Raw genomic sequence first — 24,236 nt, forward strand, 5'->3', positions numbered from 1 at the left:
CTCCGGACCGCGCCGTTCGTGCTGTACTCCGGCGACCGCCAGTACACGAACTTCCGCGACCGGAACACCCTCGCCGGGAAGACGCTGTGGCCGGGCCACCCGGACTGCGCGCTGAGCAGCCTGGCCACGGTGCCGCTGGACCTGTGGTCGGACAGCGACGTCCTGATGGTGACCTGCCTGACGCTGCTGGTGCGGTCGGCGGGGTTCGCCCGGATCGAGGAGGCCAACGGGACGCAGCTCACCGTCGACCACGTGGCCCGCCTCCTGGAGCGGACGCGCGCGGCGTACGACGCGGTCCCCGGCGGGGAGCGGATTCCGCCCGCCGCCTCGGACTCGGTGGCGGACCTCGGCGGCCTGGCGGCGGCGATCGCCCGGCGGCGCCGCGAGATCGCCGGGCGGGTCCGGCTCTACCGCGAGATCCACGGCCCGCTGATGCACAAGATCGAACGGGTCGCGGGCGCGCCCGCCGGCGAGGCCCGGGAGCTGGAGGCGGACCTCTGCGCCCGGCTCAGCGAGCGGCTCCCGGTCTCCGGCGGCTCACTCGCGGAACTGGGCGCCTCGCTGGAGGCGTCCCCCGGCTGGCTGGCCGAACCGCACGGCGCGTCCCGTACGGGCCTGGAGTCCCTCGTGCACGAGACCGTGCGCGCGTCGACGGCGGCGTTCGACGCCGACTTCGCGATGAGCCGCGGCATGCGGTCGCTGACCGCGCTGACCGCGGCGCTGCGCGGCGGGGACTGGCCCGAGATCGCCGCCTGGGACCTGCCGCACTTCTTCTGCTGCGTCGTGCCCGCGCCGGATGCCCGGCGGTACTTCGGGGACTCGGCCGCGCACATGGCCGACGCCGCGTGGGCCATGTCCGCGCGGATGCAGTACAACTCGTGGCACTTCCTCGCCGGCAACCTCCCGAAGGTCCCCGAGGTCGCGGCCCGCGACTACTTCGTCCCGCCGACGATTCCGGACATCGCGTACTACTCCGACCAGCACCACCACGGCCACGTCGCCGCCAAGGTGCGCTTCACCATCCGCAGCCCGCAGCCGGTGCGGGTCCTGGACCGGACGTTCGACGGGTTCGTCGACCTGCGACTGCTCCGCTGCGAGGGGCTGCCGTACGGCGAGCAGGACCTGCTGGCCGCCGACCGCGCCTCGGGGTTCATCGCGAAGGCCACGGGCCTCGCGGCGGGGCTGGTGGCCGGCGGCGCGGACATCGAGGTCACGGACTTCGACAGCCGGTGGCACTGGGAGACCATCGCCGAATGATCATCGCCGAATGAGGCGCCCGGTGAGGGGGAACGCTCGCGGCCCCCGGCCTTTCCGGCCGGGGGCCGCGAGCGTTCGCGCGTATCAGTCGGTCAGACCACGGCGGGCTCCGACGCGGAACGGCTGTGGACGACCCGGTAGGTGTTCCAGTCGTGCTCGGTCGTCAGCGACTTCCGCCTGTCCTCGTTCTTGCGGCGCGCGGCGGGGCGCTCGTCCTCGGCCATCCCGCGGAACGCGTCGTAGGAAGCCTTGCCGTCCCACTGCGAATAGACCACGACGAAGTCGTTGTCCGTGCCGACGGTCGAGAGGCCGCCGCGATCGAGGGTGCGGGACCGGATGCCCCGCAGCACGCTCTGCGAACGGTAGCCGGGCGTGTCCACCAGCCAGTCGTGGGACGACCCGACCGCGGCGATCAGCTCGTCCTGGTCGGCGGGGTCCACGCCGAGGACTTCGAGGACCGTGCAGTCCTCGCGGCCGGGGGAGACCTCGGTGGCGTCGCCCTGGGACGGGTGGCGCCGGCTCAGCTCGACCTCGGTCTGCATCAGCCGGACGTAGGTGGTGATCTCCTCGAAGACCGGCACCGTCCGGTGCTTGAACTCGGCCCCGGCGTAGCGCGACTCCAGGTCCTCCTTCCCGCGCCACTGGATGAAGTTCGCGGTGCCCGGCCGGTCCTGGCCCCGGTGCACGGTGCTGGAGATCCAGCCGGGGAACGCCGCCGTGTCGACGATCGCCCGCATCTCGCTGACCAGCCGGTCCACCTGCTCGTGCGTCTCCGTCCGGAACAGGTTGATGACCGTCAGGTACCCGTCCTCGGGATTGATGAATGGCATGTTCGACCTCACGTCCTCGGGGTTGCGGTGCCGTTGTCGGGTTGCGGCCGCTACGGCCGGGCGCCCACCGCGGCGGGCGCCGCGGGCCGGTGGCTCTTGTGCGGCCGGCCGAACCAGCGGGCGAGGGCCTCCGGCAGGCCGGAGGCGCGGGAGCCGCCGGCGCCGATCCAGGCGAGGTGGCCGTCCGGCCGTACCAGCGCGGCCTCGACGTCGGCGAGCGCGCCCGCGGGACGCGAGGCGGTGGTGACGACGTCGATCCGGTCCGTCCACGGTCCGGCGGCGGCGCGCACCTCGCCGTCGCCGTGCAGGTCGAGGAGGATGCCGCGGCCCGCGTGCAGGAGCCGGAAGGCGCTCTCCTTGCCAGGCTGGCCGCCCGCGAGCTCCACGTCCGGCAGCTCCACGTTCGGGAGGCGCCGACCGACCAGCGGGTGGTCGGCCTGGCCGACGTCGTAGCGGATGTCCAGGCCGGTGACCATGCCGACCAGCCGCCGCTGGACCTCCTCGTACGCCAGCAGCTCGGTCATGACCTCCCGCATGGGGTTCATGTCGTCGGCACCGAGGTACAGGGTGCGCTGGGCGAGCGTGTTGTTCAGGATGCCCGCGGCGACCGGGTGCCGCTCGGAGTGGTAGGTGTCCAGGAGCTCCTCGGGCGCGTGGCCGTTGAGCACGGCGCCGAGCTTCCACCCAAGGTTCATGGCGTCGCCGATGCCCGCGCTCATTCCCTGGGCGCCGATCGGCAGGTGGATGTGCGCGGCGTCGCCGAGCAGGAACACCCGCCCCCGGCGGTACTCCGCCGCCTGGCGGCTCGAATCGGTCGTGAAACTGGTCCACAGCGGCTGCGCGCCGCCGATGTCCTCACCGGTCAGCCGCTGCCAGGCGGCGGCGATCTCGGTGAAGCTCGGGGCGCCGTCGCCCTGCCGCTTCATTCCGCGCTCGTACACGATGACGCGGTTGGCCTCCGGCCCCAGCGGCAGCACCATGACCATCCCTCCGGGCACGCGCTCCCCGGCGAAGCGCGGCCGCAGCGGGCATCCCGTCACGTCGGCGAACCACAGCTCGACGGTCGGGTCGGTGCCGGGGAAGTCGATGCCGGTGAGCTTGCGGACGGTGCTGCGCGCTCCGTCGCAGCCCGCCGCGTAGCGGGCGCGCAGGCGCTTGGGGCCCTCCGGGGTCGCGACGTCCACCTCGACGCCGGCGTCGTCCGCGGTGAGCCCGACGACCTCGTGCTCCCGGTAAATCACGGCGCCGAGCTCGGTGGCCCACCCGGCCAGCACCTCCTCGGTGCGCGACTGGGGGATGCCCCGCGCCCCGTAGGAGCCGCCCTCGACCACCCGGTAGTCGATGGGCAGCCCGCCGAAGTGGCCGAAGGGGATGGTCTGCACATCGCCGAAGCGGGCCAGCAGCCCCCGCTGGTCGAACTCCTCGATGGCGCGGGCCGAGAAGCCGAGGGCGCGGGACTGCCGCATCGGCTCGGCCAGCAGGTCCAGGACGACGGTCCGGACGCCGGCCAGGCGCAGCTCCCCGGCGAGCATGAGCCCGGCGGGGCCCGCCCCCACGACCACGACGTCCGCGTCAAAGCCTTGCATGTCTCTCTCCACCTTCCGCGCGCCCTGCCTTTCGGTCGCGGGCCTTTCGGTCGCGGGCCTTTCGGTCGCGGGCCTTTCGGTCGCGGACCCTCCGCCCGCGGGACTTCCCGGTCGCGTCACGATGCCGCCCGCCTCCCGGCGTCCTCGGCGTGCTCCTTGGCGAGCCGCAGGGTGGCCAGGCTGTTGCCGCTCAGGGCGTTCCGGACGAAGTCCTGCGCGGCCCGAACGTCCGCGTCGTCGCCCAGCACCTCGGGGATGCGCTCGGTGTTGATCCGCACGGTGTGCCGCGAGGTCACCGACACCCCGCCGCCGTGCCGCTCGATGATCCAGCGCCCCGTGTGCAGGGCGAGCAGCGCGGGCAGGACGGTCTGCTTGTAGGCGATGCTCGTGTACGGCTGGCACACGCGCACGGAACGGGTGGTGTGCACCTGCCCGTCCTTGGTCTTCGTGTCCATCTCGAGGATCTGCAGCCCGGGCGTGTCCTCCTCCAGCGACACCCTGGCCACGTGGGGGAGGCGCCGCGTCCAGAGCCGGGCCTCGTTGAGGAAGTCGTACACGTCCTGCACGCTGCCGTCGACGGTCACCGCGTCGTCGAAGGTGACGAGCCGGTCGGACCCCGCCAGCTCCGCGCTCTCCTTGAGCGCCCGCAGCTCCGACCCGCTGTTGCGGTCGACCGCCCGGCTGATCCAGTCGAGGTCGGCGGGGTCGCCGCTCGCCGCGAAGAAGTCGTGGAGCAGGCGCACCCGGCAGGCGGTCCCGGAAAGGGGCTCCACCACCCATTCGCCGCCCATGCCGCCCACCGGGGGCTGGGACCGCTCCTGGCGGAACGAGACGCTCATCCGCCCCGGGTCGTGCTCGCGCCGGGACGTCCACGTCTTGGCGGTGCCGTTCGCGGTCGCCCAGAGCCGGATCAGCTCCGAGTCCCCGTCCCGCTCGACGCATTCGGCGTGCACGGTCGGGGGGAAGATCTCCGGCCACCTGCCGACGTCCGCGATCAGCGCGTACACCTTCCCGGCCGGAGCATCGATCTTGATCTCGTGTTCCGTCTCACGCATCGTGCTCGTGGTCACGTTCGTTCTCCTCTGGGGTCGGAGGGTCCGACCGGCGGCGGCCGCTCAGCGGGCGGACGCCGGCACTCGGACGTCGTGGTCCTTCCGGGCCGCGCCGAACCAGCGCCGGAGGGCGTCCTCCAGGCCGCCCCCGTCCGGCGCGGCCCAGGCGACGTATCCGTCGGCGCGGAGGAGCACCGACTCGGTCGGCGCGCCGCCCTCCTCCGGTCCGGGCGGGAACTCCCGCACCTCGGCCACGTCGACGCGGTCGGACCACCGGGCGGCGGTCCGGGCCGTCTCGCCCGACGCGTCCGCGGTGATCAGGACGCCCCGCGCCGGGTGCAGCAGGCGCGCGATCCGCTCCCGGCCGCCGCCGGCGAGCTCCAGCTCCCGGTCGGGCATCCGCCCGCCCCGCAGCGGGTGCCGCCCCGGCGCGCCCATGTCGTAGCGGACGTCGAAGCCGCTCACCATGCCGATCAGATGCCGCGCCACCGCGGGGATCGTGCTGAGCTCCGCCATGACGTTCCGCAGCGGCTCGACCTTGTCGTCGTTGAGGTTGAGAGTCCCCTGGGCGAGGGTGTTGAGCAGGACCCGCGCACCGACCGGATGCCGTTCGGCGTGGTACGTGTCGAGCAGCCCCTCGGGGGCGTGGCCCGTGACCGTCGCCGCCAGCTTCCAGCCGAGGTTGAAGGCGTCCTGCGCGCCGACGCTCAGCCCCTGCCCGCCCGCGGGCAGATGGATGTGCGCGGCGTCCCCGGCCAGCAGCACCCGGCCGCGCCGGTACTCGGTGACCTGGCGGGTGGCGTCGGTGAAGCTGCTCACCCAGCGCGCCTCGCCGTGGTGGATGGAGTCGCCGGTCAGCCGCTGCCAGGCGTCCGCGAGCTCGGTGAACCCGACCTGGCGGCCCGTGAACGTCACCTGGTCGCCGTCGTCCGGCGGGCGCTCGTTCTCGCACACGATGATGCGCGTGTAGCCGTGCTCCAGCGGCGCCGCCATGACCATGCCCTTGGGCAGCAGCTCACCGATGCGGCGGGGCCGGATGTCGCAGCCCTTGACGTCCGCGAGGAACATCTCGCGGGTCGCGTCGGCGCCGGCGAAGTCGAACCCGGCGAGCCGCCGGACGGTGCTGCGCCCGCCGTCGCAGCCGACCAGGTAGCGGGCGGTGCACTCCGCGGGGCCGTCCGGCCCCCGGACGATCGCGGTGACGCCGTCGCCGGTGCTCTCCAGGCCGGTGAGCTCGTAGCCGCGGCGCACGTGCGCGCCCAGCTCCAGCGCCCACCCTTCGAGCATCTCCTCGATCTTGTACTGGGGCGCGTTGCGGACGCCGAAGTGCGCCCCCTCCAGGATCCCGTAGTCGATCGGGACGCCGCCGAAGTGCCCCCGCCTCGTGATCTCGGGGTTCTCCAGGCGGTCGAGGAGCCCGCGCTGGTGGAACATCTCGGTGGCGCGCGCGGTGAAGCCGATGCCGCGCGACTGCCAGCCCCGCTCGGTCAGCCGCTCGAGGACGATGACCTCGGCGCCGCCCAGGCGCAGCTCGCCGGCGAGCGTCAACCCCGTGGGCCCGGCGCCGACAACGATTACGTCGGTTTCCATGCTCTGTCCTCAGCTTCGAGTGGGCTTGGCTTCGAGTGGCGGGCCCCGGGGGTCAGGCGGGTACCGCCTCGACGATCGAGACCGGGCAGGTCGTCGGGACGACCCCGGTGACCTTCAGGCCGGCCTTGGCGAACAGCTCGGTGTACTGCGGCAGCGTGCGCTCCTTCGCGCCGAGCAGGAGGAGCAGCCACAGGTCGATGACGTTCCCGATGTGCCGCTCGTTGCCGCCGCCGAGCACGTACTCGACCAGGAGCAGCCTGCCGTCGGGGGCGATGGCCTCCCGGACGTTCTTCAGCACCGCGAGGCACTCGGGCTCGGGGAAGTCGTGCAGGACGTGTTTGAGCACGTAGGCGTCCGCGCCCGCCGGCAGCCTGCCGAAGCCGCTGCCGTCCTCGATCGCGGCCCGGTCCGCGACACCGGCGGCCTCGAACACCGCCGCCGCGTCCGCGGACGCGGCCTCGGACTCGACCAGCACGCCGCGGGAGCCCGGCGCCTGCGCGAGGATTCCCGCCAGCAGGCCGCCCCGCCCGCCGTTGACGTCGACGATCGTGCGGAACCGGGAGAAGTCGTACGCCGCCAGCACCGGCTCGGTCTCCGAGGCCGAGATGCTGCCCATGCCCTGGAAGAACACGGCGGCGTACTCCGGGTTGGCGCCGAGGAACTCGTAGGCGCCCATGCCCCTCAGCTTCGGCAGGTTGGCCTCGCCCGTCCGCACGGAGCCGAGCAGGTGCCCCCAGTCCTCCCAGAGCAGGGGGTGGCCCATCAGGACGGCCATGCCCCGCATCGAGTCCGGCGCGTCCTCGCGCAGCGCCTCGGCCATGGGCGTGAGCGCGAACCGGCCGTCGGGCTCGACGGCGAACACCGAGTAGCCGGACAGCGTGCGCAGCAGCCGGTGCGTCGCCTCGGGGTCGCTTCCCACCCGCTTGGCTGTCTCCTCCGCGGACAGCGGCCCGTCGCCGAGGACGTCCGCGATACCGAGCTTGGCCGCCACCGAGATCGCCTGAGTGATCACCGCGCCCTGGATCAGGTCGAGCAGCGAATACGCGGCGGATTGGTCCCGCACCGTGGGCACTGCGGACATTTTCGCCTCCTGGATTGGTAGCCTCTGGTGCCCGACCATAGATTCGTGCTTTTTTCTCCCGCAACTCGTCTACGGCCTTGTTCAACCGAGTGGTGTTCAACCGGAGGAATGGGCCTGGTTGAACCGAGCGGGAATCTATCCGCGCTCGACCGAGATTAGTGTGCGCCATGCCATGCTGCCGTGACAAAAGTCCTACGAAGGGATATGCGGAATGGCGGACAATGGACGGCAGGTTGCGCTGATCACCGGTGGGACCAGCGGGATCGGCCTGGCGGTCGCCGAGGCTCTCGCGGGCCGCGGCTGCAAGGTCTTCATCGGCTCCCGCACCCCGGAGGCCGTCGAGGAGACGGTCGGCAAGCTCCGCTCGAACGGGTACGAGGCCGACGGCGTGGCCGCGGACGTCCGGCGCCCGGAGGACGTCGCGCGCCTCGTCGGCGCCGCCGTGGAGCGGTACGGGCACATCGACGTCCTGGTGAACAACGCCGGCCGCAGCGGCGGCGGCGTCACCGCGGACATCGCCGACGAACTCTGGTACGACGTCATCGACACCAACCTGAACAGCGTCTTCCTGATGACCAGGGAGGCGCTCCGGTCGGGGCGGCTGCTCGAACGCGGCCGGGGGCGGATCATCAACATCGCGTCCACCGGCGGCAAGCAGGGCGTGGTGCTCGGTGCCCCCTACTCCGCCTCCAAGCACGGCGTCATCGGATTCACCAAGGCGCTGGGCCTGGAACTCGCGAAGACGGGCGTCACCGTCAACGCCGTCTGCCCCGGCTACGTCGAGACCCCGATGGCGCAGCGGGTGCGGCAGGGTTACGCCGCGCATTTCGACACCACCGAGGAGGAGATCCTGGAGCGCTTCCAGGCGAAGATCCCGCTCGGCCGCTACTCCACTCCCGAAGAGGTGGCGGCCCTGGTGGAGTATCTGGTCAGCGACGCCGCCGCTCCCGTGACGGCACAGGCGATCAATGTCTGCGGAGGACTCGGGAATTACTGACGCCCCACCCTCGTCCCGAAACAGAGCGAACTCGCAGTGAAGGCGGTAGAGCGCAAATGCAGAGCACCCTGATCGTCGCGCGGATGGACCCGCGCTGCCGGCCGGACGTCGCGCGGCTGTTCGGCGAGTTCGACCGGACGGACATGCCGGACCGCATGGGCACCCGGCGCCGCGAGCTGTTCACCTACCAGGGCCTGTACTTCCACCTGCAGGACTTCGACGACGAGCACGGCGGCGACCGGATCCTCCAGGCGCGGACCGACCCCCGCTTCATCAAGATCAGCGACGACCTGAAGGGCTACATCGAGGCCTACGACCCGCTGACCTGGCGCTCGCCCGCCGACGCCATGGCGACCCGCTTCTACCACTGGGAGCCGGGCGGCTGACGGCCGGCGGAGCCGGCACGACGTGACCCGCGAGCGGCGCGCGCTCGCGGGTCACGTCCGCGGGCCGGGCCCGCGGTCACGTCGTCGCGAACCCCGCCAGGACCCGGCCGAGGATGTCCATCTCGATCCGGTGCCACGAACCGGGCAGCTGCATCCCCCAGCCGTTGGGCAGCGCGGCCGCGGTCTCCCGCGCCGCCGCGCGCAGCCAGTCGCCGGTGTTCTCGCTGTTGACGACGAGCGCGGGGGTCCGCAGGGAGGCCAGCCGCCGCGCCGGGACCTCGAAGTCGCCGCAGATGGCCGTGTCGTAGAGGAGCGTGTGCGCGTTCGCCTCGTTCGTCGCCCACAGCGGGGTCCGCCGCCAGTTCGCGATCATTTCGGGGTCGAGCCACATCATCTCGGTGAGGAAGTACTCCGCGGCCTCACCGCGCCTGCCGTCCTCCACCATGGCGCGGAGGGTGTCCATGAAACCGGCCGGGGGCTTCGGGTTGTCGCCGACCCGGTAGAACGGCTCGTGCAGCCCCAGCTTGGTGATCGGGGCGCCGGCCAGCGCCGCCTCGATCGCCAGGTTCGCGCCGCAGGACCCGGCGAACACCACGGCCTCGCCGCCCGCCTCGTCGATGACCGCCACGAGGTCCTCGATCTCCCGCTCGACGGCGTAGGCGGGCGCGTCCCCGCTCTCGCCGCGGCCCCGGCGGTCGTAGACGTAGGCGGTGCAGTGCGGCGCCAGCTCGGGCACCAGCGACTCGAAGATCGTGTGGTCGCGGAAAGCTCCGTTGAGCAGCACGATCGGCGGGCCGTCACCCGCCTTCTCGTAGGCGATCGTCGTGCCGTCCCGAGAAACGACCTTGCGCATGACGCCCTCCTCCTGGCGAATGGCTGTGTCCGTGTCCCAATCTCCGGCGTGCCGCTGGACGGCCGCTAGAGAACGCGTCGCGCCGTCCCACCAGGGAGTTCGGTCATCGTGCGCCGCCTCGGGCGCCGCTAACGAGGGGCGCTGTCGTGGTGCAGAACGCGGGATATCGCGTCCGCCAGAGCACCTGCGGGGTCGTCGCCGGCGCCCATGCTCCGCCACGCCACGTGGTTGTCGGGGCGCACCAGAACGGCGCCTTCGTCGGCAGTCTCCCGGACGGCCGCCCACTGCCCGTCGGCGTCGGCGAACTCGGCCCCGTCCCCGATCCGGGCCGTCCGGATCGGGATCGAGAACTTCTCCGCCACCTGCGCGGCCGCCTCGCACCACGGCGCTCCCGCCGGTCCGGTGAGCAGCGCGAAGCCGAGGCCGGCGCCGGCCAGGTCGTGGGTCGACAGGCGCCGCCCGCCGCGGTCGAGCCAGGCGTGCGGCAGCCGGTGCCCGGGACGCGTCGTGGGCCGGTACACGTCGCGGAGCGGCTCGCGGGACGGGGGCGGGCCGCCGTCCGGGCAGAACGCGCCGTCCTCGTAGGCGAAGCCGATCTCCAGGTCGTGCGCCTGGTAGCCGCCGCGGGCGGTGGCGAACATCTCCGCGGCCCGCGCCCGCCCGGCCGCGCCGAGCGGGGACGGGTCGAAGTACGCGACGAACATCTGCTCCCGGCGCTCCGGCGGGGTGTTCGCGCCGAGGCCGATGGCGCCGAGGATCGCCTGGTTGTGGGCCGCCGCGGACAGCGCCCAGTCGATGTTGTGCCGGCCGACCGGCCGCCGCTCCGCCTCGTAGCTGCCGAGCAGGCCGTCGGGCGCCCGGCCGGTGAGCACCGCGGCCAGCTTCCAGGCGAGGTTGTGCGCGTCCTGGATCCCGCTGTTCAGGCCGAGGCCGACCGTCGGCGGCTGGCGGTGCGCGGCGTCGCCGGCGAACAGCACGCGTCCCCGGCGGTAGCCGTCGGCGAGCAGCCCCTGGACGGTCCAGGACGTCACGCCCAGCAGGTTCAGGTCCAGGCCGGGCAGGCCGAGGACTTCGCGGATCCGGGGGACGATCACTTCCTCGTCCGCGCCGGCGGCCTCGTCCGGCGGGAGGTGGAAGTGCATGACCCATTCCTCGCAGTGCTTCCCCCAGGTCGGGCCCATCTCGAACAGGTTGCTGAAGAGCCCGGGGTTGTAGGGGTTGAGGAAATGGGTCATGTGCGCGCCTTCGCGCCACCACGGGGACAGGTCGGCGGAGAAGTACACGGTCGTGATCTGCCGCAGCGCGGGCCGGCCCCGCATCTCCATGCCGAGCGCGGGACCTACCGTGCGGCCGCCGTCCGCCGCGATGAGGTACTGCGCCGCGATGTCGGCGACCGCGCCGGTCCGGGTGTCGCGGACCGCGACGACGACGCGGTCGCCCTCGTCCGCGAATTCGACCAGCTCGTGACCGAACAGGATGCGCCCCGGATTCTGCCGTTCCGCATGGCGGCGCAGGATCGGCTCCAGCCGGCTCTGCGGCAGCCTGGTGGGCAGGACGGGGCCGGCCGCCGAGTAGCGCTCGCGCAGCACGCCGCCGCCGAAGCCGTCCATCTCGTGGATCATCCGGCCGTCGAGCGGCCGGTCGCCGTCCAGCGAGGTCAGCCAGCGCACCTTGGCGAACGCCTCCACCGGCGCGGCCTGCTCGGCCACCGCCTCGTGGAGCCCGTGCTGGCGCAGGATCTCCATCGTGCGCTGGTTGTGGTAGTGCGCCTTCGGGATCATCGACGTGCCGGCGTGCCGTTCCACCAGCAGATGGCCGACGCCGTGGTCCGAGCAGAAGACGGACGCGGCCAGGCCGCATCCCCCGCCGCCGACGATCAGGACCGGGACCTCGATCGTCCCCGTGCCCGTCCCCTTATCCGCCATTCCACCGGCTCCTTTTGACGGTACGTCGGTTCTACTTCCGGCTCCGGCGTCTCACGGGGCTCCGCCGGCCGCCCGCGCGAGCTGCTCGCGCATGGTCGCGGTGTCGTTGGCGTGCGGGAAGGGGTCCGGCGGCACGTCGGCGCCCAGGAACTCGCACAGCGGTTCCCAGCCCTGCTTCACGTCGTAGACGAGGAGCCTGCCCGCGTCGATGCTCTCCACGACCTCCCGGTTGTGCCGCTCGAAGACCTCGATCGCGTGCTCCTTGTCGGAGAAGCGCCCGCCGAAGAGGCCGTCCCAGACCATGGTGCTCGTCACGCGGTAGATCCGGGCCGGCATGGAGCGCGGGTCCGGCCGCTTCGACTCGTTCATGAGGACGAACTGGTAGAGCGTGTCGTAGGTGCTCTGGTACCAGCGCTCGGGATCCCGCACCGTGAGGATCATCTTCGCCTCGGGAAACGCCTTGGCCATCTCCCCGTAGTAGATGGACGGGGGGCCGTCCACGGCCGAGTTGTAGCCGTCGAAAACAGCGTCCCAATCAGGGCTCTGCCCGTCGCAGACGATTTTCTCCCACTGCGCGAGGCGCGCTTCGTCGCCGACGATGTCGAACATGTGGAAGCACGGCCCGTACCCCAGCCGCTCCAGGGCGACCTTCAGCGAAGTCGTGCCCGTCCGGCCCAGGCCGGCGTTGATGATTTTCATCGGGTCGCTTTCCCTTCGGTCGTCGATGGCGCGAACCGCATGGCACAGCACCCTGCTTCCGGAATGGTCCGGGCCGCAAGTTCCCGATGGTGTTCAAGAGAATGGCGGCGGTCACGCGGAAGCGTGCGCGGCGGCATCGGCGAGGGCGCGGTAGAGCCACTCGTCTCCGGTGTGGCCGGCCTCCCATTGCACGCCGACCGCGAACGGCTGGCCGGTCACCTCCACCGCCTCGACCACCCCGTCCGGTGCCCACGCGGTGGGGGTGAGGCCGGTGCCGAGCCGGTCGATCGCCTGGTGGTGGTGGCAGGCGGTCTCGACCGAGTCCCCGCCGAGGATCCCGGCGATCCGGCTCCCTGGCTCCAGGTCCAGGCGGTGCCGGCCGAGCGCGAACGCCCCGGTCTCCGGGCAGTGGTCGTCGTTGCCGGTGACCTCGGGCAGGTGCTGGTGCAGCGTGCCGCCGCGGAGAACGTTGAGCAGCTGCATGCCGCGGCAGATGGCGAGGACGGGCAGGCCCGCGACGAGCGCCCCCTCGACCAGGGCCAGCTCGGCGGCGTCCACGGCCGGGTCGGCGCCGCGGGTCCGGGGGTGCGCCGTGCCTCCGTACAGCGAGGGGTCCACGTCCGGGCCGCCCGGGACCAGCAGGCCGTCCAGGCGATCGAGGATGTGCTCGACGCCGGGCAGCAGCGGGACCAGCAGGGGAGTGCAGCCCGCGGAGGCGAGCCGCTCCACATGCGGCTGGAACGCCAGGCTGACGGTCATCTCGCTGCCCTGCAGCGTGACCGGAGCCGTCCGCGCGCATATCCCGATCACCTGCCGCCCGGCCGCGGGCCGGGTCCTCACCGCACCGTTCGGCGATTGCTTCATGACCAGCCCCGTCCTTCCGCCTTGTCTCGGGCGACCGTCATTGAGGAATGCCACCGAACGAAATCACGGTCGCGACGCAGGCGAACAGTGCCCGCCTTTCTCCACCGGTGGTTCAACTGAAGAGAACGCCCGGATGAACGCGCACCAGCGGTGCTGCACCGCCGGTCCAGAGAGCGTCCATCCGCCGTCGACCGCGCTTAAAGGCGCCCTTGCGAGAGTCCATCGGGTACGGCAGCAGCAGGGAGGAGCACCGGGCATGGCTGGTGGCAATGGACAGGCTCTCCTGGTCGCGGGCGGTGTCGGTGTCGCGGGCGGTGTCGGTTCCGCCGGGCACGATGCCGACGACCCGGCCGCCGACCCCTCGCACGCGGACGGCCTGAACCTGAAGAACTTCGAGAAGCTGCCCGCGTGCGAAGTGGCGGTGGGCGCGTTGTCGCCGGGACCCGGGCTCCGGCAGAGCGGGACGGACGCCGCGCACGTCCACCTGCTGGTCGACGCGTCCGGCGCCGCGGAACTGCCGCCCCTCCTGGTCCAGGAGGACGGCTGGCGGGTCATCGACGGCGTGCACCGGCTGGAGGCGGCCAAGCTGCGCGGCGACAGCAGCGTCAAGGCCCGCTTCGTCGACTGCACGGACTCCGAGGCGCTCGTGCTGGCCATGAAGGCCAACAGCTCGCACGGGCTGCCGCTGTCGAAGGCCGACCGCGTCTTCGGGGCCAAGAGCGTCCTGGCCGCCCACCCCGACTGGTCCGACCGGGCCATCGCCACCATCACCGGGCTGAGCGCGAAGACGATCGCGTCGCTGCGCGGCCGGTCGGCCGCCGGCGGGCTCGGTGACAAGCGCCTCGGCCGCGACGGCAAGCGGCGGCCGGTCACCCCGGGGGAGGGCCGGCTCCGCGCCGCCGAGTACATCACCGCCCACCCCGACGCCCCGCTCCGGCAGGTCGCGCGGGAGACCGACGTGTCGCTCGGAACGGTCCACGACGTCCGGGCCCGCCTGCGCCGGGGCGTGAACCCGGAGCGCAACGGGCACCGGCCCACCGCCGCGCCGCCCCCCGGTTCACGCGCCGAATCGCCCGCCGGGCCCGCCGCCCGGCCGGTTCCCCGCGCGGTCAGGAGGCTCCCCGACGAGGACGACGCGGCGCCGCCGCCCGACAACAGCACGCCGCTGCGCCGCCGGAACCACGCCGACCTGCCGCCGACCTGGCCGCAGATCGTGGCGAAGATGGCCAACGACCCGGCCGTCCGCTACACCGACAGCGGCAAGGAGTTCCTCCGGTGGATGTCGCTGCACGCGGCCGATCCGCAGCGGTGGCGGGAATTCCTCAACACCGTCCCGGCGCATTGGCAGACCGTCATCGCCCCCATGGCAGAGGCCATCAGCCAGGAATGGAGCCTGTTCGCCCAGCAGCTCAGAAACCGGCAGGAGACGGCGTAATAACGCGGTCGCGGCCGGAGAGAGGAACGCCAGGGTGAAGCGGGCTTGGTTGAAATCCGTCATGCGGTCGATCCTGCGTCGTCTCGACGAGGAATTGATCTGGGTGGGCTGGATGTACTGGCCCTTCGTCTGGGATGAGTACTACGGCGACGGCTCGGATGAACGGCCGCGCGAGACGGAGGGATTGTGACGATGAAACTCAATCGCTGGGAGTCCGTATGACCGGCCGACGGGTAGTCATCACCGGAATGGGGGTGCTGGCGCCGGGCGGAATCGGAGTGAAGAACTTCTGGGACCTGCTCAGCACGGGCCGGACGGCGACCAGGGGGATCACCTTCTTCGACCCGTCGCCCTTCCGGTCCAGGATCGCGGCCGAGGCGGACTTCGACCCCTGGCTGCACGGCCTCGGCCCGCAGGAGACGCGGCGCATGGACCGGGCGGCGCAGTTCGCCGTCGTCACGGCGAGGGAGGCGATGGCGGACGGCGGCCTGGACCTCGGCTCCGTCGAACCACACCGCACCGGGGTCGCCATCGGCACCGCCGTGGGCGCCACCATGGGCCTCGACCGGGAGTACCGGGTGGTCAGCGACGGCGGCCGGCTCGACCTCGTCGACCACGAGTACGCCGTCCCCCACCTGTACGACTACTTCGTGCCGAGCTCCTTCGCAGCCGAGGTCGCCTGGGCGGCCGGTGCCGAGGGCCCGGCCACCGTGGTCTCCACCGGCTGCACCTCGGGGCTGGACTCGGTCGCCTACGCCGCCGGGCTGATCCGGGACGGCTCCGCCGACGTCATGATCGCCGGCGCCACGGACGCGCCCATCTCGCCGATCACGGTGGCGTGCTTCGACGCGATCAAGGCGACCACGCCGCGCAACGACGATCCCGCGCACGCGTCCCGGCCGTTCGACCGCACCCGCAACGGCTTCGTGCTCGGCGAGGGCGCCGCGATCTTCGTCCTGGAGGAGCTGGCCGCGGCGCGCCGCCGCGGCGCCCGCCTGTACGCGGAGATCGCGGGCTACGCCTCCCGCTGCAACGCCTTCCACATGACCGGGCTGCGGCCCGATGGAAGGGAGATGGCGGAGGCCATCCGGGCGGCGCTGGACGACGCGCGGACGAACCCGGAGGACATCGACTACATCAACGCCCACGGCTCCGGCACCAAGCAGAACGACCGGCACGAGACCGCCGCGTTCAAGCGCGGGCTCGGTGAGCACGCCCGCCGCACGCCGGTCAGCTCCATCAAGTCGATGGTCGGCCATTCGCTCGGCGCGATCGGCTCGATCGAGATCGCGGCCTCGGTCCTGGCCATGGAGAACGACGCGGTGCCGCCGACGGCCAACCTGCACGAGCCCGACCCGGAGTGCGACCTCGACTACGTGCCGCTGACCGCGCGCGACCGGCGGACCGACACGGTACTGACGGTCGGCAGCGGATTCGGCGGCTTCCAGAGCGCGATGGTCCTCGCCCGTCCCGAAAGGAGCACGGCGTGACGGCGCGGGCGGTGGTGACCGGAATCGGCGTCGTGGCTCCCAACGGGTTCGGCGTGGACGAGTACTGGTCCGCCACCTGCGGCGGGAAGAGCGGCATCGGCCGGGTCACGCGGTTCGACCCGAGCGGGTACCCGGCGCAGCTCGCCGGGGAGGTCTCCGGGTTCAGCGCCGAGGAGCACCTCCCGAGCCGGCTCGTCCCGCAGACCGACCGCATGACCCAGCTCGCCCTGGTGGGCGCGGAGCAGGCGCTCGCCGGCGCCGGGGTCAGCGTGGCCGACCTGCCCGAGTTCGGGGTGGGCGTGGTGACCGCCAGCACCTGCGGCGGGTTCGAGTTCGGCCAGCGGGAGCTCCAGAACCTCTGGAGCAAGGGCGGCCAGTACGTCAGCGCCTACCAGTCGTTCGCCTGGTTCTACGCGGTCAACACCGGCCAGATCTCGATCAGGCACGGCATGCGGGGCCCGAGCGGCGTGCTGGTCGGGGACCAGGCGGGCGGGCTCGACGCCATCGCGCACGCCCGCCGCCATGTCCGCAACGGCAGCGACCTGATCCTGTCCGGCGGTGTCGACGCCCCGATCTGCTCGTGGGGATGGGCGGCCCAGCTCGCCGGCGGAAGGCTGAGCACCGGCGACCGGCCGGAACGCGCCTACCTCCCCTTCGACACCGGCGCGGCCGGGCACGTGCCGGGGGAGGGCGGCGGCCTGCTGACCGTCGAGAGCGCCGACGCCGCGCGGCGGCGCGGCGCGGCGCGCGTGTACGGGGAGATCCGCGGCTACGGGTCCACCTTCGACCCGAGACCGGGCAGCGGACGCCCGCCGACGCTGCGGAAGGCGATCGAGATCGCGCTGGACGACGCGGGCCTGCCGCCGGGGGAGGTCGACGTCGTCTTCGCCGACGCCGCCGCCGTGCCGGAACTCGACCGCGTCGAGGCGGCGGCGATCACCGACGTGTTCGGACCCCGCGGGGTCCCGGTCACCGCGCCCAAGACCATGACGGGGAGGCTCGGCTCGGGGGCCGCTCCGCTGGACGTCGCGACGGCCTTCCTGGCCATGCGCGCGGGAATGATCCCGCCGACGGCGAACGTCACCCTCTCGCCCGAGTACGACATCGACCTGGTGACCACGGCGCCGCGGGCCGCGTCCGTGGACACGGCCGTCGTCCTCGCGCGGGGCCAGGGCGGCTTCAACTCCGCCGTCGTCCTGGGATCCGCCGACTGGAACTAGGCCCCGCCCTCGAACCGCGGCCGGCTGCGCGGCGGTCGCCTTCCGGCGGCGGTTCTCAGGCGGCCGCCGAGTCCGCGGAGAGGTCGATCCGCCAGGAGATCCCGAAACGGTCGCTCACCCACGCGAACCTCGGGCTGAAGCCGTAGTCGCGCGCCGGCAGGTGTATCTCGCCGCCTTCGGCGAGGGCCTCGTAGAGCTTGTCGAAGTCCTCCACCGAGTCCCGCTGGATGTAGATCGTCATGGCCGGGTTGAACGTGAACTCGTGCCAGGGCATGAGGTCGTGGAGCCGGCTGTCCGGCGGCGGCGTGTTGCTGCAGACGACCTGCTGGCCCGCGAGCTTGAAGATCCCGTACTGCAGGGTGCCCTCGGTCCACCCGGAGTCCTCGGCGCGGGCGCGGATGACCTGGAGGACCTCGCCGTCCTCGAACAGCGACGTGTAGAAGTCCATCGCCTCTTCGGCGTTCCCGTGGAACATCAGGAAGACGGAGAGTTGCTGCGTGCTCGGCTCGGACGTCATGGCTGCTCCTTGTCGGGAGGGATCGGTGAGGGAGCGTCCCCGGCCGGGAACGACGCGTCGAGTTCCAGGAAGAGCCGCCGCTCCCGCGCCGGGAGGCTCGACGGGCCCCATCATCGCGGCGGCCGCTCTCCACCCGGTCAAGCCTCGCTCGACGGCCCATGGTGCAAACCTGACCATTTTATTGCGTGCCATGCATTGTTGTAATGATCCGGTGCGAATGGCGCTAATAGCCTGACAATGCATGGCGCTCGGCGCAGCGTTGTGGTCATATGAATCCGGCAGGAGTGCGCAGCGAAGTCGAGAGGAATGAATCGAATATGAGACGTGGGCTGACCGGTGTCATCGCGGTCCTGGGAGTCGCCGCGGCCGTCGCGTCGACCGGAAACGCCTCGGCGGCCCACCGGGCGCCGGGCGCGGTGCTGTTCGACGAGTCGTTCACCGGAGCCACCGCGGACTCGCGGCTGATCGGGTACGGGGCCGCCTGCCTGACGGGCGCGCGGCGCGGAGGCCGGGTCCAGGAGGCGGCCAACCACCCGCTCGGCGGATGCCACCCCGGCCCGGCCGGGCCCGTGCCGCCGGCCGGCGCGGCGCCCCGCGGATACCTCCAGCTCACCGACGCCCACTACGAGGAGACCGGCGCCGTGATGTTCGACTCGCCGATCCCGGCGGCGAACGGCGTGGAGGCGACCTTCGAGCAGTGGCAGTACGGCAACACCACCCGGACGCCGGCGGACGGGATCTCCTTCTTCCTCACCGACGGCGCCGGGCGGCTCACCACGCCGGGCGCGTTCGGCGGCAGCCTGGGTTATGCCCAGAAACTGCCGGACGGCAGGGCGGACGCGCAATTCGTCCCTGGCGTCGACGGCGGATATCTCGGTATCGGACTCGACGTTCTGGGCGACTACTTCGGCGACGGAGAAAGGCGCGGGAATGGCTGCGCGCAGCGTTCCCCGGCCGGGACGCGTTTCCCGGCGCCTTCTCCCGGCGCCAACATCGTCACCGCCCGCGGACCGGGGAACGACATCGACGGCTACTGCTTCCTCGCCGCCACGACGCGCAACACGACGACCACCGGTCCCTGGACGTCGTCGCTTCCCGGGCGGCTCAACGGGGATCTGCGGGAGATGCCCGCCGGCGTGACACCGGCACGAGCCGAGGCCCTGCTGGAGCCGGTGAAGCGGGTCGTCCGCGTCGCGGTGCCGCCCGGGCCCAACGCGATGGCGACGGTCGACATCGACTTCGGCAACGGCTTCCAGCGAGTGCTGCGGTTCCGTGTGCCGCAGCCCGTTCCGAACACCGTCAAGTTCGGGTTCGCCGCCTCCACGGGGCCGTTCACCGACGTGCACCTCATCCGCAAGGTGACCCTGCGCTCCATACGTTGACCAGCCCGGAAACGCGACTCCTGAGGCCGGACGGAACGTCCGGTCCAGGCGCATGACGGCCATCCGGGCCGGCGGCCACGTCCGGCTGCGCGACTACGCGGTGATCGGCGACGGGCGCAGTGCCGCGCTGGTCGCCGCCGACGGGTCGGTGGACTGGCTGGGGCTGCCCGACCTCGACTCGCCCTCGCTGTTCGCCGCCGTCCTCGACCCCGCCCGGGGCGGCCGCTTCCTGCTGGAGCCGGAGGAGCCCTGCACGGTCGCGCGCCGGTACCTGCCGGGCACGAACGTGCTGGAGACCACGTTCACCACCGGCCGCGGCACCGCGCGGGTCACCGACGCGCTGACCCTGGACGGCGGCGGGGCACTCGGCCCCATGCGGGAACTGCAGCGGCGCCTCGACGGCGTGGCGGGCACCGTGCCGATGCGCTGGAGCGTCCAGCCCCGGTTCGGCTACGGTGCCCGCCGCCCGCGGTTCACGAGCCGCGGCGGTGTACCGGTGGTGACGGCCGGCGCGGACGCGCTCGCGGTGCGCGCCTGGGACGCGGGCGAGCCGCGGTGCGACGGCGGGGCGATCAGCGGCCGCCTGGACCTCTGCCAGGGGCGGCGGGCCCTGCTGGCGATGCCGTTCGCGCACCAGGAACCGCTCGTCCTGCCGACCCGCGCCGAATGCGACGCCCGTCTGGAGCGCACCATCGCGGTCTGGCGCGGCTGGGCGGCGGAGCGGCGGTTCGGGGGCATGTGGCGGGACGCCGTGCTGCGCAGCGCCCTGGCGCTCAAGCTGCTGATCTTCGCGCCCTCGGGGGCGATCGCCGCCGCGGCGACCTGCTCGCTCCCGGAGGACGTCGGAGGCGAGCGCAACTGGGACTATCGCTTCTGCTGGGTCCGCGACTCGGTCTTCACCCTCGACGCGCTCCTCCGGCTGGGCTGCTCCGCCGAGGCGGACGCCTTCTTCTGGTGGCTCATGCACGCCACCCAGCTCACCCATCCGCGGCTGCGCGTCCTCTACCGGCTGGACGGCGGCGCCCGCGCCCCGGAACGGACGCTCCCCCTCGCCGGGTACCGCGGCTCCAGACCGGTGCGCGCCGGCAACGCGGCGGGCGCCCAGCTCCAGCTCGACACCTACGGCGAGCTGCTGCAGACCGGCTGGCTGTACGCCGGTGCCACCGGGCGGCTGGACGCGGACATCGCGCGGCGCCTGGCGGAGCTGGCCGACCTCGTCTGCACCGCCTGGCGGCGGCCGGACTCGGGCATCTGGGAGGTCCGCAGCGCGCCCCTGCACTTCACCCAGTCGAAGATGATGTGCTGGATCGCCCTCGACCGGGCCATCGACCTGAGCGGGCGCGGGCTGATCCCGGACCGCGGCGCTGCCCGCTGGCGGACCGCCCGCGACCAGGTGCGCGACTTCGTCGAGACGCGCTGCTTCTCCGCGGACCGCCGCTGCTACACGCGCTCCGCGGACAGCCCCGAACTGGACGCCGCCGTCCTGCTCGGCCTTCTCCACGGCTACGCGCCGCCCGGCGACCCCCGGATGCGCGCCACGGTCGACGCGATAGGGCGGGAGCTGCGGCACGGCCCGTACGTCGCCAGGTACTCCGGCGAGGACGGGCTGGCCGGCACCGAGGGCGCGTTCCTGGCCTGCTCCTTCTGGCTCGCCGAGTGCCTCGCCCGCACCGGGCGTCTCGGCGAGGCCGTCGCGCTGATGGACGAACTGGTCGGCCTGGCCAACGACGTCGGCCTGTACAGCGAGGAGATCGATCCGGACACCGGCGCCTTCCTGGGCAACCTGCCGCAGGGGCTGAGCCACCTCGCGCTGATCAGCGCCGCGTGCGCCATCGGCTCGGCCGCCGGGGAGGCGGGCAGGTGAGCGCCTGGGGGACCGCCGCGGGCGCGTTCGTCGGCACGCTGGTGCTGACCACCGTCCTGCGGGCCGCCAGCGAGTTCCGGCTCACCCGCATGGACCTGCCGTTCCTGCTCGGCACCGCCGTGACCGCGAACCGGCCCCGCGCCAAGGCGATCGGCTACCTCATGCACTTCGCCAACGGTCAGATGTTCGCGTTCGTCTACTACGCCGTCTTCGTCGCCATCGGCCACGCCGGCTGGTGGCTCGGGGCCGTCTTCGGCCTGGTGCACGGCCTGTTCGCCGGGACCGCACTGGTGAACACCCTGCTGCCCTTGGTCCACCCGAGGATGGGCAGCCCCCTGACCAGCGCCCCCGACGTCGCCCTCCTGGAACCCCCGGGCTTCCTGATGCGCAACTACGGCCCCAGCACGCCCCTGGTCACCGTCCTGGCCCACGTGGCCTACGGATCCATAGTCGGCGGCTTCACCACCCTCAACCCCGATTGACCACTTGGGGAGGCTGAGGGAACGGCAGGCGGCACCAAGGTAGTTTCGACGTCGAAGTCGAGTTAGGATCGGGGCGTGCGCGGCGCGGAACGGCCGCGCGCGGGCGGGCCGTACGGCGCGCATCCCGAATCCTGCCGAGGGGGGTCGAGCGTGGACGGTTCACGCATCGCCGACATCATCGAGATCGAACAGCTGCTCGCGCGCTACGCGGCCGGCATGACGATGGACGACGTGGACGCGGTCCTCGCCGTGTTCGCGCCGGGCGGCACCTACAGCGCCTTCGGGGAGAAGTACGGGACCGCCGACTTCCCCTCGCTCATGGCGGCCGCGCCGAAGGGGGTGTTCTCCGTGAGCACCCCGGCGATCGAGTTCGACGGGGACGACGCGGCGACGGGTGTGCAGCCGCTGTGCTTCGTCGCCCAGGCCGACCACTCGATGCGGATCGGCTACTACACCGACGCGTACCGGCGGACGCCGGACGGGTGGCGGCTGGAGACCAGGGCCATGACGTTCCTGCGCCGCGACGGTTCCCGGGACTCCGGCCGCCCGCACGACCCCCGGCGTCCGGTGCCCGGGCAGACGTCCGCGAACTGAGCATGGACCTGCAGGAGTTTCGCGCGGGCCTGGACGGCTGGCTCGACGAGCACGGGCCCGAACTCGTCCCGCCGCACGGCCCCGGCGTCACGCTCGACGCGGAGATGGAGCACCTCTCCAAGGTCAAGCGGCTGACGTACGAAGCGGGCTGGATGCGATGGGGCTGGCCCGAACGCGTCGGAGGGCTCGGCGGGTCCACGCTCATGCGCGCCTACCTCGGTGAGGCGCTGGCGTCCCGGGACCTGATCGAGCCGGGCATCTACTCCATGACCGAGGTGCTCGCGCCGACCATGATCGAGTTCGCCCGGCCCGCGCTGGCGGCGGAGATGGTCCCGCGGCTGCTGCGCGGCGACGAGACGTGGTGCCAGGGGTTCTCCGAGCCGAGCACCGGCAGCAACCTGGGCTCCCTGGCGTGCCGGGCCCGCCCGGACGGTGACGACTGGGTGGTGAGCGGCCAGAAGGTGTGGACGAGCCTGGCGCAGTACGCCGACCGCTGCGTCCTGCTGACCCGGACCGGCTCCCCGGAGTCGGGCCACCGGGGCATCACCGCGCTGTTCGTCGACATGGACTCGCCGGGCATCACGGTCCGCCCGATCCAGGCGATGCACGGGCGGGACGAGTTCTGCGAGGTGTTCTTCGACGAGGTGCGCGTCCCCGGCGACCGCACGCTGGGCGAGGTCGACGGCGGCTGGGCCGTCGCGATGGACCTGCTGCCCTACGAGCGGAGCACCTCGCTGTGGCATCGCGGCGCGTTCCTGCGGCAGCGGCTGGAGCATCTGCTCGCCTCCCCGCCGGGTGAGGCGCTGGACCCGGCCGACCTCGGCGAGGCGGCCCAGCTGGCGTTCGCGTTCCACGCCCGTTCCCGGGCGACGCAGTACCGGATGGCCGGCGGTGAGCGGCTCGGCCCGGAGACCTCGGTCGACAAGGTGCTGCTCGCGACCACGGAGCAGGCGGTGTACGACCTGGTCGCGGACGCGGCGGCGGCGGACGTCGCGCTGGGCGACGACCCGGACGGCGCGCGCTGGCGGACCGAGTTCCTGTACTCGCGGGCGGCGACGATCTACGGCGGGAGCGCCGAGATCCAGCGGAACATCATCGCGCGCCGGCTGCTCGACCTGGGAGTGGACCGATGATCGACGCCGAGACCGCCGAGCTGCTGGCGCACAGCCTGCGCCGGGCCTTCGAGAAGGGCGGCGCCGCGTCGGCCGACGCGGCGCTGGACGAGGTCGGCTGGTGCGAGGCGCTGGCGGCCGAGGGCATCTCCGTCGTCCCGCTGCTGTTCGCCGAGCAGGGCGCCGCGAACGCGGCCTCCGGCGCGCTGGACGACCTGATGACGGCGATGCTCGGCGTGCCGCCCGGCAGGGGCACCGCGTTCGTCCTGCCCGAGTTCGGCGGAGGGGTGATGCCGGGCTCGGTCCGGAACGGCGACCTCGCGGTGCGCGGTCTCGGCACCGCGAGGATGGCGGCGGCCGAGCACGCGGTGGTGGTCACCGAGGAGCACCGGGCGGCCGTCGTGGAGACGGCGAGCCTGCGGATACGCCCGGTCGAGGGCATCGATCCGCGGCTGGGCCTGGCCAAGGTCGAAGGCGCGGGCCTGCCCGCCGCCGGCGCGCGGGCCACGGACGCCGGCTGGACGGAGGCCCTGGCGGCGGGCCGGCTGGCGCTGGCCTCCGAGGCGGCCGGCGCGAGCCGGACGATGCTCCGGCTCGCGCGCGAGCACGCCGTGACCCGGGTGCAGTTCGGCCGGCCGATCGGCTCGTTCCAGGCCGTCCGGCACCGGCTGGCCGAGTGCCTCGTGGCGATAGAGGGCGCCGAGGCGGCCCTCGCCGCCGCCGTCGAGATGGCGGACGGGGAGTGGCCCGCACGGGTGCCCCCGGTGCCGGCCGCGATCGCGAAGGCACTCGCCGGACGCCACGCGCGCACGGTGGCGCGCCACTGCCAGCAGGTGCTCGCCGGCGTGGGATTCACCGACGAGCACGACTTCCACCACCACTTCCGCCGCGTGCTCGCCCTCGACGGGCTCCTCGGCGACGCCCGGACCCTGACCCGCGAGCTCGGTGCGGAACTGCTGCGCACCCGTCGGCTGCCGGCGGTGCCGCCGCTGTAGTACACCGTCCGGCGGCCGGGGCCCG

At 72.8% G+C, this 24,236-nt stretch carries 23 protein-coding genes; 13 read left to right on the forward strand and 10 right to left on the reverse strand.

Features of this window, described 5'->3' with window-relative positions; all coding sequences use genetic code 11:
* Positions 1–1,257, forward strand: a 1,257-nt coding sequence (locus IEZ03_RS22805) for a hypothetical protein (RefSeq protein WP_229808500.1), incomplete at its 5' end; no start/stop codon positions are given.
* A 92-nt stretch (positions 1,258–1,349) separates the two neighbouring features.
* Here the strand turns inward: IEZ03_RS22805 and IEZ03_RS22810 are convergent.
* The 5 genes from IEZ03_RS22810 to IEZ03_RS22830 all read right to left on the reverse strand — a co-directional run bounded on the left by IEZ03_RS22810 (position 1,350) and on the right by IEZ03_RS22830 (position 7,396).
* A complete protein-coding gene (locus tag IEZ03_RS22810; protein ID WP_184885700.1) occupies positions 1,350–2,087 on the reverse strand; it encodes an NIPSNAP family protein in 738 nt (245 codons plus the stop codon).
* Positions 2,088–2,137: 50 nt separating this feature from the next.
* On the reverse strand, positions 2,138–3,673 hold the full coding sequence (locus tag IEZ03_RS22815) for an FAD-dependent monooxygenase (RefSeq protein WP_184885698.1): 1,536 nt from the start codon (positions 3,671–3,673) through the stop codon (positions 2,138–2,140).
* 116 nt (positions 3,674–3,789) lie between these two features.
* Complete coding sequence (locus IEZ03_RS22820; RefSeq protein WP_308427993.1) at positions 3,790–4,743, reverse strand: aromatase/cyclase; 954 nt, start codon at positions 4,741–4,743, stop codon at positions 3,790–3,792.
* A 45-nt stretch (positions 4,744–4,788) separates the two neighbouring features.
* Positions 4,789–6,315, reverse strand: a complete 1,527-nt coding sequence (locus tag IEZ03_RS22825) for an FAD-dependent monooxygenase (protein ID WP_184885696.1) — start codon at positions 6,313–6,315, stop codon at positions 4,789–4,791.
* Positions 6,316–6,367: 52 nt separating this feature from the next.
* Positions 6,368–7,396, reverse strand: coding sequence for a methyltransferase (locus IEZ03_RS22830; protein ID WP_184885693.1), 1,029 nt, complete (start codon positions 7,394–7,396; stop codon positions 6,368–6,370).
* A gap of 211 nt (positions 7,397–7,607) precedes the next feature.
* On the opposite strand from IEZ03_RS22830, the gene fabG reads away from it, so the two are divergent.
* Positions 7,608–8,393: a 3-oxoacyl-ACP reductase FabG gene (gene fabG, locus IEZ03_RS22835; RefSeq protein WP_184885691.1), complete on the forward strand. Its 786-nt coding sequence runs from the start codon at positions 7,608–7,610 to the stop codon at positions 8,391–8,393.
* A 56-nt stretch (positions 8,394–8,449) separates the two neighbouring features.
* Positions 8,450–8,779, forward strand: a complete 330-nt coding sequence (locus IEZ03_RS22840) for a TcmI family type II polyketide cyclase (RefSeq protein WP_132044892.1) — start codon at positions 8,450–8,452, stop codon at positions 8,777–8,779.
* Between the two features lie 76 nt (positions 8,780–8,855).
* On the opposite strand, the gene IEZ03_RS22845 is transcribed toward IEZ03_RS22840, so the two are convergent.
* From IEZ03_RS22845 to IEZ03_RS22860, 4 genes are all read right to left on the reverse strand, one after another.
* Entirely contained in the window at positions 8,856–9,632 is a 777-nt protein-coding gene (locus tag IEZ03_RS22845; RefSeq protein ID WP_184885689.1) for an alpha/beta fold hydrolase, read from the reverse strand.
* Between the two features lie 128 nt (positions 9,633–9,760).
* Positions 9,761–11,557 (reverse strand): FAD-dependent monooxygenase, encoded by a 1,797-nt coding sequence (locus tag IEZ03_RS22850; RefSeq protein WP_184885688.1) that lies wholly within the window; start codon positions 11,555–11,557, stop codon positions 9,761–9,763.
* Positions 11,558–11,608: 51 nt separating this feature from the next.
* On the reverse strand, positions 11,609–12,256 hold the full coding sequence (locus IEZ03_RS22855) for a sulfotransferase family protein (RefSeq protein ID WP_184885686.1): 648 nt from the start codon (positions 12,254–12,256) through the stop codon (positions 11,609–11,611).
* 111 nt (positions 12,257–12,367) lie between these two features.
* Complete coding sequence (locus tag IEZ03_RS22860) at positions 12,368–13,120, reverse strand: gamma-glutamyl-gamma-aminobutyrate hydrolase family protein (protein WP_184885684.1); 753 nt, start codon at positions 13,118–13,120, stop codon at positions 12,368–12,370.
* Positions 13,121–13,376: 256 nt separating this feature from the next.
* Between IEZ03_RS22860 and IEZ03_RS22865 the strand changes: the two genes are divergently transcribed.
* The 4 genes from IEZ03_RS22865 to IEZ03_RS22875 all read left to right on the forward strand — a co-directional run bounded on the left by IEZ03_RS22865 (position 13,377) and on the right by IEZ03_RS22875 (position 17,265).
* Entirely contained in the window at positions 13,377–14,555 is a 1,179-nt protein-coding gene (locus tag IEZ03_RS22865; protein ID WP_184885682.1) for a ParB/RepB/Spo0J family partition protein, read from the forward strand.
* A gap of 61 nt (positions 14,556–14,616) precedes the next feature.
* Positions 14,617–14,745, forward strand: a complete 129-nt coding sequence (locus IEZ03_RS38615) for a hypothetical protein (RefSeq protein WP_268248553.1) — start codon at positions 14,617–14,619, stop codon at positions 14,743–14,745.
* A 28-nt stretch (positions 14,746–14,773) separates the two neighbouring features.
* Positions 14,774–16,045 carry a beta-ketoacyl-[acyl-carrier-protein] synthase family protein gene (locus tag IEZ03_RS22870; protein WP_184885680.1) on the forward strand — a complete coding sequence of 424 codons (1,272 nt, stop codon included), beginning with the start codon at positions 14,774–14,776 and terminating at the stop codon, positions 16,043–16,045.
* Positions 16,042–17,265, forward strand: a complete 1,224-nt coding sequence (locus IEZ03_RS22875) for a ketosynthase chain-length factor (RefSeq protein WP_184885678.1) — start codon at positions 16,042–16,044, stop codon at positions 17,263–17,265. Before IEZ03_RS22870 ends, IEZ03_RS22875 begins: the two co-directional genes overlap by 4 nt.
* Before the next feature lie 55 nt (positions 17,266–17,320).
* On the opposite strand, the gene IEZ03_RS22880 is transcribed toward IEZ03_RS22875, so the two are convergent.
* The gene (locus tag IEZ03_RS22880; protein ID WP_184885677.1) at positions 17,321–17,782 is read right to left on the reverse strand and encodes a VOC family protein; all 462 of its coding nucleotides are present in this window, start codon (positions 17,780–17,782) and stop codon (positions 17,321–17,323) included.
* 317 nt (positions 17,783–18,099) lie between these two features.
* On the opposite strand from IEZ03_RS22880, the gene IEZ03_RS22885 reads away from it, so the two are divergent.
* The 6 genes from IEZ03_RS22885 (at position 18,100) to IEZ03_RS22910 (ending at position 24,211) form a co-directional block, all read left to right on the forward strand.
* Positions 18,100–19,164: an L-type lectin family protein gene (locus tag IEZ03_RS22885; protein WP_184885675.1), complete on the forward strand. Its 1,065-nt coding sequence runs from the start codon at positions 18,100–18,102 to the stop codon at positions 19,162–19,164.
* A gap of 52 nt (positions 19,165–19,216) precedes the next feature.
* The gene (locus IEZ03_RS22890; RefSeq protein WP_184885673.1) at positions 19,217–21,028 is read left to right on the forward strand and encodes a glycoside hydrolase family 15 protein; all 1,812 of its coding nucleotides are present in this window, start codon (positions 19,217–19,219) and stop codon (positions 21,026–21,028) included.
* Complete coding sequence (locus tag IEZ03_RS22895) at positions 21,025–21,510, forward strand: hypothetical protein (protein WP_184885671.1); 486 nt, start codon at positions 21,025–21,027, stop codon at positions 21,508–21,510. The genes IEZ03_RS22890 and IEZ03_RS22895 overlap by 4 nt, the downstream gene beginning before the upstream one ends.
* A 150-nt stretch (positions 21,511–21,660) precedes the next feature.
* The gene (locus IEZ03_RS22900) at positions 21,661–22,104 is read left to right on the forward strand and encodes a nuclear transport factor 2 family protein (RefSeq protein WP_132044916.1); all 444 of its coding nucleotides are present in this window, start codon (positions 21,661–21,663) and stop codon (positions 22,102–22,104) included.
* A 2-nt stretch (positions 22,105–22,106) separates the two neighbouring features.
* Positions 22,107–23,237 (forward strand): acyl-CoA dehydrogenase family protein, encoded by a 1,131-nt coding sequence (locus IEZ03_RS22905; RefSeq protein WP_184885669.1) that lies wholly within the window; start codon positions 22,107–22,109, stop codon positions 23,235–23,237.
* Entirely contained in the window at positions 23,234–24,211 is a 978-nt protein-coding gene (locus tag IEZ03_RS22910; protein ID WP_221480776.1) for an acyl-CoA dehydrogenase family protein, read from the forward strand. Before IEZ03_RS22905 ends, IEZ03_RS22910 begins: the two co-directional genes overlap by 4 nt.
* Positions 24,212–24,236 lie beyond the last annotated feature (25 nt).

Source organism: Actinomadura livida, from assembly GCF_014648675.1.
Taxonomy (GTDB): Bacteria; Actinomycetota; Actinomycetes; order Streptosporangiales; family Streptosporangiaceae; genus Spirillospora; species Spirillospora livida.